The 14,030-nt window shown below is 66.8% G+C and carries 10 protein-coding genes and 3 tRNA genes; 6 read left to right on the top strand and 7 right to left on the bottom strand.

Translation table 11 applies throughout. The features are described 5' to 3' along the window. Positions 1-26: 26 nt before the first annotated feature. Positions 27-2,486, bottom strand: coding sequence for a ribonuclease R (gene rnr / locus VG566_RS05740; RefSeq protein WP_049442198.1), 2,460 nt, complete (start codon positions 2,484-2,486; stop codon positions 27-29). Between the two features lie 128 nt (positions 2,487-2,614). Here rnr and VG566_RS05735 point away from each other — a divergent pair. Next, a tRNA-Leu gene (locus tag VG566_RS05735) sits at positions 2,615-2,699 on the top strand. Between the two features lie 207 nt (positions 2,700-2,906). Continuing rightward, positions 2,907-2,991 (top strand) — tRNA-Leu (locus VG566_RS05730). 56 nt (positions 2,992-3,047) lie between these two features. Here the strand turns inward: VG566_RS05730 and VG566_RS05725 are convergent. Further along, positions 3,048-3,794 (bottom strand): sulfite exporter TauE/SafE family protein, encoded by a 747-nt coding sequence (locus tag VG566_RS05725; RefSeq protein WP_164166033.1) that lies wholly within the window; start codon positions 3,792-3,794, stop codon positions 3,048-3,050. A 98-nt stretch (positions 3,795-3,892) separates the two neighbouring features. Here VG566_RS05725 and VG566_RS05720 point away from each other — a divergent pair, with 98 nt between their 5' ends. Both VG566_RS05720 and VG566_RS05715 read left to right on the top strand, forming a co-directional pair. Beyond that, entirely contained in the window at positions 3,893-4,792 is a 900-nt protein-coding gene (locus VG566_RS05720) for a LysR family transcriptional regulator (protein WP_241884757.1), read from the top strand. Between the two features lie 50 nt (positions 4,793-4,842). Next, positions 4,843-4,927, top strand: a tRNA-Leu gene (locus tag VG566_RS05715). 152 nt (positions 4,928-5,079) lie between these two features. Here VG566_RS05715 and emrB read toward each other — a convergent pair. The 4 genes from emrB to emrR are packed head-to-tail and all read right to left on the bottom strand — an operon-like array spanning position 5,080 to position 9,800. Next, on the bottom strand, positions 5,080-6,666 hold the full coding sequence (gene emrB, locus VG566_RS05710; RefSeq protein ID WP_005408769.1) for a multidrug efflux MFS transporter permease subunit EmrB: 1,587 nt from the start codon (positions 6,664-6,666) through the stop codon (positions 5,080-5,082). A gap of 7 nt (positions 6,667-6,673) precedes the next feature. Further along, on the bottom strand, positions 6,674-7,855 hold the full coding sequence (emrA, locus tag VG566_RS05705) for a multidrug efflux MFS transporter periplasmic adaptor subunit EmrA (protein ID WP_032956867.1): 1,182 nt from the start codon (positions 7,853-7,855) through the stop codon (positions 6,674-6,676). Between the two features lie 11 nt (positions 7,856-7,866). Then, entirely contained in the window at positions 7,867-9,360 is a 1,494-nt protein-coding gene (gene emrC / locus VG566_RS05700; RefSeq protein WP_046429738.1) for a multidrug efflux transporter outer membrane subunit EmrC, read from the bottom strand. Then, positions 9,357-9,800, bottom strand: coding sequence for a multidrug efflux system transcriptional regulator EmrR (emrR, locus tag VG566_RS05695; RefSeq protein ID WP_014646521.1), 444 nt, complete (start codon positions 9,798-9,800; stop codon positions 9,357-9,359). Before emrR ends, emrC begins: the two co-directional genes overlap by 4 nt. Before the next feature lie 172 nt (positions 9,801-9,972). Here emrR and VG566_RS05690 point away from each other — a divergent pair, with 172 nt between their 5' ends. Both VG566_RS05690 and parC read left to right on the top strand, forming a co-directional pair. After that, on the top strand, positions 9,973-10,854 hold the full coding sequence (locus VG566_RS05690; RefSeq protein WP_204294291.1) for an AraC family transcriptional regulator: 882 nt from the start codon (positions 9,973-9,975) through the stop codon (positions 10,852-10,854). A 60-nt stretch (positions 10,855-10,914) separates the two neighbouring features. Beyond that, positions 10,915-13,158 carry a DNA topoisomerase IV subunit A gene (gene parC / locus VG566_RS05685; protein ID WP_164076952.1) on the top strand — a complete coding sequence of 748 codons (2,244 nt, stop codon included), beginning with the start codon at positions 10,915-10,917 and terminating at the stop codon, positions 13,156-13,158. A gap of 281 nt (positions 13,159-13,439) precedes the next feature. Here the strand turns inward: parC and bfr are convergent, their stop codons facing one another. Further along, positions 13,440-13,928: a bacterioferritin gene (gene bfr, locus VG566_RS05680; RefSeq protein ID WP_005415872.1), complete on the bottom strand. Its 489-nt coding sequence runs from the start codon at positions 13,926-13,928 to the stop codon at positions 13,440-13,442. Positions 13,929-14,030: the final 102 nt, after the last annotated feature.

Raw genomic sequence — 14,030 nt, 5'->3', positions numbered from 1 at the left:
GTGCCGACCGTTGGTCGGCACACCTTTCAATACTTCTTCTTGGTGCGCTTGGCCGGCTTGCCCCGCTCGGGCGGCGGCGGCAGGCCATCGCCCTCGTCCTCGCCCTTGTGCTCGACCAGGCGGAAGTCGATCTTGCGCTCTTCCATGCTGGCCTTCAGCACCAGGATCCGCACGCGGTCACCCAGCCGGTAGCTGCTGCCGCGGCGTTCGCCGGTCAGCGTTTTGCGGGTGGCGTCGAACTTGTAATAGTCCTGCGGCAGCTGGGTCACATGCACCAGGCCCTGCACCTTGGACTCGTCCAGTTCCACGAACAGGCCGAAGCTGGTCACGCCGCTGATCACGCCGTCGAACTGGCCGCCCACGTGCTTTTCCATCCACGCCGCGCGGTAACGCTCGTCGACCTCGCGCTCGGCTTCGTCGGCACGGCGCTCGCGCTCGGAACACTGCAGCGCCAGGGCCGCCATTTCGCGCGCGTTGTAGGTGAACTTGTCCAGCGGCTTGCCGGACAACGCATGCTTGATCGCACGGTGCACCAGCAGGTCGGGGTAACGGCGGATCGGCGAGGTGAAGTGCGCGTACGCCTCCAGCGCCAGGCCGAAGTGGCCGTGATTCTCCGGGCTGTAGATCGCCAGGCTCTGGCTGCGCAGCAACACCGATTCCAGCAGCGTGGCATCGGGGCGGTCGCGGATCTTCTTCAGCAGCTTGGTGTAATCGCCCGGGCGCACCTTCGACCACGGCGGCAGGCTCAGCTTGAACTCCTTGAGGAATTCCAGCAGGTCGGCGTACTTGGTTTCCGGCGGCTTCTCGTGGATGCGGTACGGCGCCGGCACATGGCGCGACAGCAGGTACCTGGCGGCCTCGACGTTGGCCGCGATCATGCACTCCTCGATCAGCTTGTGCGCGTCGTTGCGCACCAGCATGCCGGCCTGGGTCACTTCACCACGGTTGTCCAGCACGAAGCGCACTTCACTGCTTTCGAATTCGATGGCACCGCGCTTGGCGCGTGCCTTGGACAGCACCTTGTACAGCTGGTGCAGGCGCTGCACCTGCGGCAGCAGGTCGCCCATCCAGGCCTTGGTATCGGCATCGTCCTCGCCCACCGCCTTCCACACCTGGGTGTAGGTCAGGCGCGCATGCGAGTTCATCACCGCCTCGTAGAAGCGCGAATGCGTGACCAGGCCATCGCGGTCGATCTGCATGTCGCAGACAAAGCACATGCGGTCGACCTTCGGCATCAGCGAGCAGATGCCGTTGGACAGTGTCTCCGGCAGCATCGGCACCACGAAGCCCGGGAAGTACACCGACGTCGCACGCTTCTGCGCCTCTTCATCCAGCGGCGTACCAGGGCGAACGTAATTCGAGACGTCGGCAATCGCCACCACCAGGCGGAAACCCTCGGCATTCGGCTCGCAGTACACCGCGTCGTCGAAGTCCTTGGCATCCTCGCCATCGATGGTGACCAGCGGCGTGCTGCGCAGGTCGACACGGTCGCCAATCATCGCCGGCTCGACCACCAGCGGCACCGAGGCCGCTTCGTCCAGCACCTCCTGCGGGAACTCGAACGGCAGCTCGTGGCCATGGATGGCGGTCTCCACCACCAGCGACGCGGTCAGCTTGTCGCCGAGCACCGCGATGATGCGGCCGATCGGCGGGCGGCGGCTGTCCGGCGCCTGGGTCAGTTCACAGACCACCAGCTGGCCGTCGCGCGCACCACCGGTCTGGTCCGGCGGCACCTGCACGTTGCGCTGCACGCGCTTGTCGTCGGGCACCACGTAGTTGATGCCCATCTCGATGCTGAAGCGGCCGATCAGGCGGGTCATGCCGCGCTCCAGCACGCGGGCGATGCTGCCTTCGCGACGGCCACGGTGATCGATGCCGGTCACGCGGGCCAGCACCTTGTCGCCGTGCATGACCTTGCGCATTTCATAAGGCGGCAGGAACAGGTCGTCGCCGCCCTCGACCGGGCGCAGGAAGCCGAACCCTTCCGGGTTGGCGATCACCACACCGGTGACCAGGTTCAGGGTCTGGATCGGGGCGAAACCGCCGCGACGGTTCTGCACCAGCTGGCCGTCGCGGACCATCGCACCGAGCCGGCGCGACAGCGCCTCGGCCCGGTCCGGAGCGGTCAGGCCCAGGCGCGCGCCCAGTTCCTCGGCGGTCTGCGGCCCTTCGCAACGCTCCAGCAGGGCCAGGATGGCCTCGCGGCTGGCGATGGGCTGTTCGTACTTCTCCGCTTCGCGAGCGGCATAGGGATCGTCGATCACCTTGCCGGCCGGCGGCAGCTTGCGGCCCGGGGCCGGGCCCGGTGCATCGGTACTGCGGACCTTGCGGCCGCGTGGCGGTGCACCGCCTTCATTCAATTCGGGGAACCAGCCCGGCAGCGGCTTGCCCGGCTTGGTGGTGCGGGCTGCACCCGCCTTGGCGCCCTTGTTCGGGGCCTGGCTGCGGGACTTGCTCCCGCCCTTGCTTGGTTTTTTGGTAGTCATCGCCCTACATGGTAGCCGCTGGCGGCGTGCAGAACGGGTCAGCGGTCGCCTTCAAGCGATCGCGTCAAAAACATTCAGGAAGTCGTTGACAGCCTGCGGATTCATCTTCACAATTGCGCCTCTGGAACGCCCAGGTGGCGGAATTGGTAGACGCACTAGTTTCAGGTACTAGCGGGTAAAACCGTGGAGGTTCGAGTCCTCTCCTGGGCACCAACGAAAAAACTCCTCGCTTCGGCGGGGATTTTTTTTGCCTGTGATCCGGCAGCCGGGGTCGGATTCCTTTCCAGAGGAAAGGGCTCTGGCCCCAAGCGAGTGAGATGGGGGGCAGAGCCCGTTTCGCATGCGCAACGGCAACCGACCCGGGATCAGCAAAAAGTGTTGACACCCCCGTCACGGCACCCCATAATCTCGCTCCTCGACGCCCAGGTGGCGGAATTGGTAGACGCACTAGTTTCAGGTACTAGCGGGTAAAACCGTGGAGGTTCGAGTCCTCTCCTGGGCACCACGTCGAGAATGAGAAAAACCCGCGAAAGCGGGTTTTTTCATGCCCCGGATCCGGCATCAGAACAACGGCCGCAGCACCAGTTCCAGCCCGAGCAGCAGCAGGAACCCCAGGAAGCAGGCGCGGAACACGCGCGCGCTGATGCGCTGCCGGATCACCTGGCCCAGCCACATGCCCAGCAGCGCCGGCAGCACCGCCAGCGCACTCAGCCCCAGCTGCTGGATGCCGAACGCACCGTGCAGCACCAGACCGGTGGTCAGCGAAATCGTCGACACGGTGAACGCCAGCCCGAGCGCCTGCACCAGCTCCTCGCGCTGCAATCCCAGCGACTGCAGGTACGGCACCGCCGGCATCACGAACACACCCGTCGCCCCCGTCACCACGCCGGACAGCGCACCCACCAGCGGCCCCAGCCAGCGCTCGCGCCGCTGCGGCACGCGGAACACCGGCGCGAGCAACGCATAGGCGGCATAGACCACCAATGCCACGCCCAGCGCAATGCGCGACCAGGTGCGATCGACCCGCACCAGCAGTGCGGCCGAACCCAGCGTCACCACCACCACGGCAAGCATCATCGGCCACAAACGCCGCACGATGTGGCCCAGCGACGGCCCGGACAGCAGTTGCCACGCATTGGTGACGAAGGTTGGAATGAACAGCATCGACGCCGCCGCCACCGGTGACAGGGTGCTGCCCAGCAGGCCCATCGCCACCGTCGGCAACCCCATCCCTGTCACGCCCTTGACCACGCCGGCCAGCACGAACACCACCACCAGCAGCAAATAGAAGTACGTCGATTCATGCATGGCTTCATTGGACCGGGCCCTCGCCAGGCGCACAATGCGGTCTTCCCGGCCCAACCTTCGGCTGACCCGAAGGCGCCGGATCAGCAATGAGGCACGACATGCGGATGGACATCGCCGACCTGCGCCTGTTCCTGGCAATCGCCGAAGCCGGCAGCATCACCGCGGGCGCGGCACAGGCAAACCTGGCATTGGGTTCAGCCAGCGAGCGCCTGCGCACGATCGAAGCCGATGCCGGCACCGCGCTGTTGAACCGGCACCCACGCGGCGTCAGCCTGACCGAGGCCGGCGCCGCCCTCGCCCACCACGCACGCCTGATCCTGCAGCAGCAGGCACAGCTGCGTGGCGAACTGCAGGCGTTCGCGCAGGGTGCGCGCGGCACCCTGCACCTGTATGCCAACACCGCCGCGCTGACCAACTACCTGCCCTCGCGGCTCGCGCCGTGGCTGGCCGAACGCCCACGCCTGCATGTCGAACTGCTGGAGCGCACCAGCCCCGAAGTCGTACGCGCGATCAGTGCCGGCCAGGCCGAAGCCGGCATCATCAGCGATGCGGTCGACGCTGCCGGCCTGCAGCAGCATGTGGTCGCCGAAGATCCCCTGGTAATGCTGCTGCCGGCCGACCACCGCTTCGCGACCCGGCGCAGCCTGGCTTTTGCCGAGGCTGCCGGAGAGACCTTCGTTGCCCTGGCCGACGGCAATGCACTGCAGACCTACATCGAGGACCAGGCGCGCGACATCGGGCGCCGCCTGGATGTACGCATCCGCATGAAGACCTTCGAAGGCGTGTGCATCATGGTCGGCCACGGCATCGGCGTCGGCATCGTGCCGCGGACCATCGCGCGCCAGCATCGGCGCAGCACGCACACCGTCGCCGTACCGCTCGCCGATGCGTGGGCGCAACGACGCCTGTGCGCGTGCTTTGCCGAGTGGACACGACTGTCATCGGCGATGCGCAGCCTGCTGCATCACCTGGGCGTGCAGCCCCAGAAAAAAGTGTGAAATGTTGTTGACACATCTTCTGTCGCTCCCCATAATTCATCTCCTGAGTCGCCCAGGTGGCGGAATTGGTAGACGCACTAGTTTCAGGTACTAGCGGGTAAAACCGTGGAGGTTCGAGTCCTCTCCTGGGCACCACGACTCAAGATGATCAAACCCGCGAAAGCGGGTTTTTTCGTTTCCGGGGTCTGGGAATTCACGCCCCGAGATCCACCCATGCGAGGCGTGGATCCACCAAAAGAAAAACCCCGCCTTGCGGCGGGGTTCTGCGTTTCAACAGCAATGAACGGTCAGTGCCCGCCACCGGCGGCAGCACCTGCACCCGCGCCGAACGGCGGCTTGGCCAGCCACAGGAACGTGATGATCGCCAGGAAGATCCAGCCCAGCAGGAAGAAGATGTCGTTGAAGCCCATCTGCGATGCCTGGTGGTTGATCATGTTGTTCAGTACCGCTGCACCGTGTTGCAGGTCGCCCTGCCCCATCGCCGTCACCTGGTCCTGCATGCCGGGCTGATAGGCCGAGATGTGCTCGGTCAGGTCGGCATGGTGCACCTGGGTACGCCGCGCCCACAGCCACGTCGTCAGTGACGCCGCGAAGCTGCCACCCAGCGTACGCAGGAACGTGGCCAGGCCGGAGCCCGCCGCGATCTCGCGCCCATCCAGGTCCGACAGCAGGATCTGCAGCACCGGCATGAAGAACAGCGCGACGCCGATGCCCATGATCAGCTGCACGCCGGCCACGTGCATGTAGTCCACCTGCAGGTTGAAGTTCGAACGCAGGAAGCTGGTCATCGACAGCACGATGAAGGCCACCGTGGCCAGCATGCGCATGTCGAAGCGCGATGCGTACTTGCCGACGAATGGCGTCATGATCACCGGCAGGATGCCGATCGGCGCGGTCGCCAGGCCTGCCCAGATCGCGGTGTAGCCCATGTCACGCTGCAGCCACTGCGGGATCAGCAGCGCCACGCTGAAGAACGCCGCGTAGGCCACCACCATCGCCAGCGTGCCGGCGCGGAAGTTGCGGTGCCGGAACAGCTTCAGGTCGACGATCGGATCCTTGTCGGTCAGCTCCCAGATCAGGAACACCGTCAGCGTCACCACCGCCACGCAGGCCAGCACCACGATCTTCATCGACGAGAACCAGTCCTCGTCGTTGCCCAGGTCGAGCACCAGCTGCAGGGCACCGACACCGATCACCAGGGTGACCAGGCCGACGTAGTCCATCTTCGGCTTCTCGATCTGCTCCGGGCGTCCCTTCAGCTGGTTGCCCACCACCAGCGCGGCGAAGATGCCCAGTGGCACGTTGATCAGGAAGATCCATTCCCAGCTGTAGTTGTCGGTGATCCAACCACCGAGGATCGGACCGCAGATGGGCGCCACCACCGTGATCATCGCCAGCAGCGCCAATGCCTGTCCGCGTTTCTCACGCGGATAGATCGAGACCAGCAGCGACTGCGTGATCGGGTACATCGGGCCGGCCACGAAACCCTGCAGCGCACGCGACAGCACCAGCATGCCCATGCTCTGCGCCAGGCCGCACAGCAGCGAGGTGATGACGAAGGCCAGCGTGGCCCAGACGAACAGCTTGCGCTCGCCGAAGCGACGGCTGAGCCAGCCGGTCAGCGGCAGCGCGATGGCCGTGCTGACCGCGAACGAAGTGATGACCCAGGTCGCCTGCTGCGAGCTGGCGCCGAGATTACCGGCGATGGTCGGCAGTGAAACGTTGGCGATGGTGGTGTCGAGCACCTGCATGAACGACGCCATCGCCAGGCCCACGGTGCACAGGGCGACGCTGGGTGGCAGGAACCCGGAGGCCGCACCCGGCGCCGCCGGTGCACCCGGAGCGCCGGGTGCGGCTGGAGCTTGTGCGGACATGGCGACCTCAGCCCACCTTTGCCTGTTGCTGCGGCAGGTTGCCCTGGATGATCGTGTGGATCACCTCATCGGCATCATGCAGCTGCTTGGCATATACGTCGGTGTCGAACACGGTGCCCTTGGCCGGGGTGCTCGGCAGTACTTCACCCTTCTGGTCGCGCAGGCTCACTTCGGCCTTCATCGACAGGCCGATGCGCAGCGGGTGTTCGGCCAGCTGCTTGGCATCGATGGCGATGCGCACCGGCACGCGCTGCACGATCTTGATCCAGTTGCCGCTGGCGTTCTGCGCCGGCAACAGCGAGAACGCCGAGCCGGTACCCAGGCCCAGGCTCTGGATGCGGCCCTTGTACTTCACGTCACCGGCATACAGGTCCGACTTCAGCTCCACTTCCTGGCCCAGGCGCATATGGCGCAGCTGGGTTTCCTTGAAGTTGGCCTCGACCCACATCTGCTCGGTCGGCACCACGGCCATCAGGGCATTGCCCGGCTGCACGCGCTGGCCCACCTGCACCGAACGACGGGCAACGTAGCCGGTGACCGGCGCGACGATGCCGGCGCGGGCGTTGTTGAGGAAGGCCTGGCGCAGCTGCGCGGCGGCGGCCTGCACGTCCGGCTGGGTGGCGATCACGGTGTCGTCGACCAGCGCGCGGTTGCGCTCGACGGTCTCGCGCGAACCGGCAACGGCCGCTTCGGCCGCAGCCAGCTCGTCGCGGGCGTGGGCCAGTTCTTCGTTGGAAATGGCGCCAGTGGCGGCCAGATCCTTGCGGCGGGCGAAGTCCTCGCGCACGCGCTTCAGGGTCACCTGGCGGGCGTTCAGGTCCGCCTGCGCGCCTTCCACGCTGCGGTACAGGCCACGGGTCTGGCGCACGGTCTTGGCCAGGTTGGCTTCGGCCTGCTGCAGCGCCACCGAAGTGTCGGACGGGTCCAGCTGCACCAGCAGCTGGCCGCGCTCCACGCGCATGCCGTCATCGGCATTGATGGCGACCACGGTACCGGCCACCAGCGGGGTGATCTGCACCTGGTTGCCCTGCACGTAGGCATCGTCGGTCTCTTCGAACCAACGGCCGAACATGAAGTACCACAGCGCCAGGGCGGCAAGCAGCAGCACGACGATCACGAACAGGCCGCGCAGCAGGTTGCCGCGGCGGTTGGGGGCGGCCGGGGCCGCGGTGTCTTGGGTCTGGCTCATGGCGGGCGTCTTCAGGAATGCGAGGAATCGGAATGGGAGGCGATCGGTGCGCGGTCGGTGTCGGCGGGCTGGAAACCACCGCCCAGCGCCTTGCTCAGGCGCACCGAGGTCTGCACCTGCTGCGACTGCAGGCCGGCCAGCTGCTGCTGCGACTGCAGCAGGGTGGACTGCGCAGTCAGCACGTCCAGGTAGCTGCCGATGCCGGCGCGGTAGCGCTGCTGGGCCAGGTCGAAGGCCGAGCGTGCGGTGTCCACTGCCTGCTGCTGCGCGTGCGCCTGCTGCGCCAGCGAGCGCACCGCGTTGACCTGGTCGGCGACGTCGCGCAGTGCATCGAGCACGGCCTGGTTGTAGTTGGCCACCGCCAGGTCGTACTGCGCGTCGGTGTTGGCCAGGTTGGCGCGCAGCTTGCCGCCTTCGAAGATCGGCAGGCTCAACGCCGGGCCGATGTAGGCGAAGGTCGAGCTGCTCTTCAGCAGGTCACCCACGTTCGGGGCGACCACGCCGGCCAGCGCGGTCAGGTTGAAGCTCGGGTAGAACTTGGTCTTGGCGACCTTGATCTGCTTGTCGGCCGCTTCCACGCGCCAGCGCGCAGCCACGATGTCGGGGCGACGGCCGAGCAGTTCGCTGGGCAGTACGCCCGGCAGCTGCAGTGCCATCGGGTTCAACGGCTGCGGGCGCTGGATCGACAGGCCACGGTCCGGCCCCTTGCCGACCAGTGCAGCCAGCGCGGTGCGGGCGGCGTCGATGCGCTGCTGCGCGGCCAGCACCTGCTGCTGCGCGGCCGGCACGCGGGCCTCGGCCTGGCGCACCTGCAGATCGCTGTCGATGCCGGCGCTGCGGCGCTGGCGGGTCAGCTGCAGCGATTTCTGCGAGCGGGTCAGTTCTTCCTCGGCCACGTCGTTGAGCTGCCACGCGTAGGCCAGGTCGGCATAGGCCTGGGCAATGCCGGTGGACAGGTTCAGGCGAGCGGCCTGGGCTTCAACGGTGGCGGCATGCGCGCCATCCACGGCGGCCTCCCAGGCAGCGCGCTTGCCGCCCCACAGGTCCACGCCGTAGCTGAAATCGAAGGCGACCTGGCTGCTGCCGCCATAGCGGCCGCCCATCTCGCTGCCGACCATCGACTCGGGCAGGCGCAGGCCGGTGTAGCCACCGGACACCGACAGGCTGGGCAGTTCGTCGGCACGTGCGGTGCCGACCTGGGCCTGGGCCTGGCGCAGGCGCGCGTCGGCGGCGTCCAGGCTCGGATGACCGGCCAGGCCTTCGGCGACCAGTGCGTCCAGCTGCGCATCGCCCAGTGCCTTCCACCAGTCCTGCGCCGGGAAGCCGGCGGCGCTCAGGTCGGTGTCAGCCAGGGTGCGTTCGCTGTGCAGGCTGTCCACGTCAAGCACGTGGCCCTGCGGGTTGAGGCCACGACTGCTGGCGCAGGCGGCCAGGGCCAGCGCCAGCGCTGACACCAGCAGCGCGCGCCCGGACCGGCGGAGAGTGGAATGCGGGATCGGGTTCATGGGGTCGTCAGTGAATCGCGGATTCGGGTAAGGAGGGACAGCAGCAGCGTGCGCTCGTCGGCGGAAAGATCACGCAGCGCGTAATCCATCACCGCGTCGCCGCGCAGCTTCAGCCGCGCCCACAACGCACGGCCTTCGTCGGTCAGCACGATCTGCAGTGCCCGCCGGTCCTGCGCATGCGCCTCGCGGCGGACGCAGCCCAGCGCCTCCAGCTTGTCCAGCAGGCGGGTGACCGCGCTGGGCACCTGGTCGATGGCCTGGGCCAGTTCGTTGGCGGTGCAGGGCGCCATGTGGGAAAGCACCTTCAACCCGATGTAATGGGTGAAGCCGATTCCCAGATCTTCTTCCGCCATGGACGCGTCGAGTTGGCGCACCAGGCCGTCGCGCACCTGGCGCAGCAGCAGGCCGAAGCTGGGGGGAGTGGTTGCAGGACAGATCATGGGGGAGCATTCTCTTCCAAAAAAAATATTTCTCAATGGAAATATTCGATCTGGCATCGAATGCTGTGTTGCAGCAGCGGGCTCGATCAGTGAAGGCGCCTACCTTAATGATCTGGTCAGGTGGCCCGGTAGTACAATCCAGCCAATGGATGTCACATTTCAGCCAGCGGACATGATGAACAAGGCAGAAATTCAGGTTCCCAAACGCCTACTCAGAGATGAGGCACTGGACTGGTTCGAGCGCAACGACGGCCCGCCGGTCATCGCCTTCCGCTTCGACAGCCAGCAGGGCCTGGCCCGCGAGGTCGACTGGCACCACCACCAGCGTGCCCAGTTGATCTGCGTCGAACGCGGCCTGCTGACCACCCGCACCTCGCATGGCACGTGGTCGCTGGCGCCGGGCTCGGCCGGCTGGATGCCGCCGCTGGAACCGCACACCGTCACCCTCGACGGCCCGTTGCGCGGCTGGGGCATGGCATTGGCTGCACCGGCCTGCGCCACCCTGCCCGCCGACCCCTGCGTGCTGGGCCTGTCCAAGCTGGCGCAGGCGCTGGCCGACCGCATCTGCGAATGGCCGCTCGGCCATGACACCACGCCCGAGCGCCAGCACATCATCGACGTGCTGCTGGACGAGATCCGCACCGCGCCGCGCCAGCGCATGCACCTGCCGATGCCGCACGACCGGCGCCTGCTGAAGATCGCCTCGCAGTTGCTGGCCAACCCCTCCGACGAACGCAGCCTGGCCGAATGGGCGCATTGGGCCGGTCTGTCACCGCGCAGCCTGACCCGTCACTTCCGCGACGAGACCACGCTCAGCTTCGCCCAGTGGCGGCAGCAGGCGCGCCTGTCAGAGGCCCTGCGCCAGCTGACCGACGGCCGCAGCGTGGCCGACATCGCCCACGCGCTGGGCTTCAGCAGCGCCAGCGCGTTCGTTACCGTGTTCCGCCGCCACTTCGGACTGCCGCCCGGTCGCTACCTGGCACGGGCCGGGCACGGCCTGGAAACCGGGCTGGACCCTGCGCGCGGCTTGGCATCCCCCGCCGCATCCGGATAATCACAGGATTGCGAGCGGCGACCGCCGTCGCCGCCTCCCGACAACAGGTAACAACGCCGCATGACCGAACTTGCCCGCCCCGTGTTCCACGGATTCGAACAACTGCCGCTGCGCGAGTACGCCGAACGCGCCTACCTCGACTACTCGATGTATGTGGTCCTGGACCGCGCCCTGCCGTTCATCGGCGACGGCCTGAAGCCGGTGCAGCGCCGCATCATCTATTCGATGAGCGAGCTGGGCCTGAATGCCGCGTCCAAACCGAAGAAGTCCGCGCGCACTGTCGGTGACGTCATCGGTAAGTACCACCCGCACGGCGACAGCGCGTGCTACGAGGCCCTGGTGCTGATGGCACAGCCGTTCTCGTACCGCTATCCGCTGATCGAGGGCCAGGGCAACTTCGGCTCCAGCGACGACCCGAAGTCGTTCGCGGCGATGCGTTACACCGAATCCAAGCTGACCCCGATCGCCGAAGTGCTGCTGGGCGAACTGGGCCAGGGCACCACCGACTGGGCACCGAACTTCGACGGCACCCTGCAGGAGCCGACCTGGATGCCGGCACGGCTGCCGCACCTGCTGCTCAACGGCACCACCGGCATCGCCGTGGGCATGGCCACCGACGTGCCGCCGCACAATCTCAACGAGATCGTCAGCGCACTGCTGCACCTGCTGGACCACCCCGATGCCAGCGTGCGCGACCTGTGCGAGCACGTGCAGGGCCCGGACTATCCGTCCAGCGCCGAGATCATCACCTCGGCCAACGACCTGCGGAACATCTACGAGACCGGCAACGGCAGCGTGCGTGCACGTGCGACCTTCACCAAGGAGGCCAACAACATCGTGGTGACGGCGCTGCCGTTCCAGGTGTCGCCGTCGAAGGTGATCGAGCAGATCGCCGCGCAGATGCGCGCCAAGAAGCTGCCGTGGCTGGAAGACATCCGCGACGAATCCGACCACGCCAACCCGGTGCGCGTGGTGCTGGTGCCACGTTCCAACCGCGTCGACGCGGACCAGCTGATGGGCCACCTGTTCGCGACCACGGACCTGGAGCGCAGCTACCGCGTCAACCTCAACGTGATCGGGCTGGACGGCCGTCCGCAGGTGAAGAACCTGAAGATGCTGCTCAGCGAATGGCTGACCTTCCGCAGCAACACCGTCACCCGCCGCCTGCAGCACCGCCTGCAGAAGGTCGAGCGCCGCCTGCACCTGCTGGAAGGCCTGCTGGTCGCCTTCCTCAACCTGGACGAGGTGATCCACATCATCCGTACCGAGGACGAACCGAAGGCGGCGCTGATCGCGCGCTTCGGCCTGTCCGAGGAACAGGCCGAGTACATCCTGGAAACCAAGCTGAAGCAGCTGGCCCGCCTGGAGGAGATGAAGATCCGCGGCGAGCAGGACGAACTGGCCAAGGAGCGCGAGAAGATCCTCGGCATCCTCGACAGCAAGGCCAAGCTGAAGAAGCTGATCCGCGACGAACTGACCGCCGACGCCAGGAAGTTCGGCGACGCACGCCGCTCGCCGCTGGTGCAGCGCCAGGCCGCGCAGGCCATCGACGAGACCGAGCTGGTGCCGAGCGAGCCGATGACCGTGGTGCTGTCGGAGAAGGGCTGGATCCGAGCGGCCAAGGGCCACGACGTCGATGCGTCCGCCCTGTCCTACCGCGACGGCGACGCCCTGCAGGGCGCAGTGCGTGCGCGCAGCACCCAGCAGGTCGCGTTCCTCGACAGCGAAGGCCGCGCCTACTCGACGCCGGTGCATACCCTGCCCTCCGCGCGTGGCAATGGCGAACCGCTGACCGGCCGCTTCTCGCCGGCAGCGGGTACCAGCTTCGTGACCCTGGCCAGTGCCGAGCCGGATGCCCGCTTCGTGCTGGCCTCCAGCCACGGCTACGGCTTCGTCACCCGCTTCGAGAACCTGATCGGTCGCAACAAGGCCGGCAAGGCGATGCTGAACCTGTCGTCCGGCTCGTCGGTGCTCACCCCGTCGATGGTCGCCAACGTGGCCACCGACCGCATCGTGGCGGTGACCAGCTCCGGCAACCTGCTGGCGATCGCCGCCAACGACCTGCCGGAACTGGACAAGGGCAAGGGCAACAAGATCATCGAGATCCCGAAGGCCAAGCTCGCCACCGAACGCGTGGTCGCCATCGTGGCGATCAGTCCGGGGCAGACCCTGCAGGTGCGCAGCGGCCAGCGCACCATGGGCCTGAAGTTCAACGAGCTCGACGCCTACCTCGGCGCCCGTGCCACCCGCGGCCACCTGCTGCCGCGCGGCTGGCAGAAGGTGGAAGGGCTGTCGGTGGAATAAGAGGTACGGGGGTCGGATCCCTTTCCATGGGAAAGGGCTCTGACCCCAGGCACGAAAAAGCCGGGGCATTCCCCGGCTTTTTCGTTGTCGGCTGGCGGGCGGTGGAGCGGCTGGCGGGCGAAGGCTGGCTGGCGGTGCTCCGGTGCTGGCGGGCGACAGAACGCTGTGCTGCTGGTAGAGCCGACCGCTGGTCGGCTGGATTCTGCTTTGCAGCCGACCAGCGGTCGGCTCTACCGGAAGGCAGCCGAGCATTGGCTCGGCTCTACAAAAACGATGCCCGCTCAGTGCGCCGGGGCGCCGCTGCCGTCGATCTTGCTCAGCTGGTACAGCTCCAGGCCGATGCGCTTGATCAGGCCCAGCTGCTGCTCCAGCCACCAGGCGTGGTCTTCCTCGGTGTCCTTCAGCTGCGCCAGCAGGATGTCGCGGCTCACGTAATCGCCCTTCTCCTCGCACAGCTTCATGCCGGCGGCGAGATTGTTCCGAACGGCGTATTCAGTATCGAGATCCTTCTGCAGCATCTCCTCCACGGTCTTGCCCGGCTCGGTGGCATGCGGGCGCATGTCCGGGTCGCCACCCAGGAACAGGATCCGGCGCAGCAGCGCATCGGCATGCTGGGTTTCCTCTTCCATCTCGTGGTTCAGGCGTTCGTACAGCGCGAACAGGCCCTGGTCCTCGTAGCGGCGGGAATGGATGAAGTACTGGTCGCGCGCAGCAAGCTCGCCGCGCAGCAGTTCCTTCAGGCAGGCGATGACGTCCGGGTTGCCTTTCATGGGGGGGCTCCTGTGAATCGATGCGGCATAGGGTGCCGCATTTCAAAATACGGTGATCTAATCGGAATCAGTCGCAGTTGCGCCTGCGGCTACAATCGGCCC

Origin of the sequence: Stenotrophomonas sp. CASM114, from assembly GCF_049384325.1 — a bacterium.
Taxonomy (GTDB): domain Bacteria; phylum Pseudomonadota; class Gammaproteobacteria; order Xanthomonadales; family Xanthomonadaceae; genus Stenotrophomonas; species Stenotrophomonas muris.
Note: the sequence above shows the minus strand (reverse complement) of the source record. Positions and strands in the feature narration are given on the sequence as shown.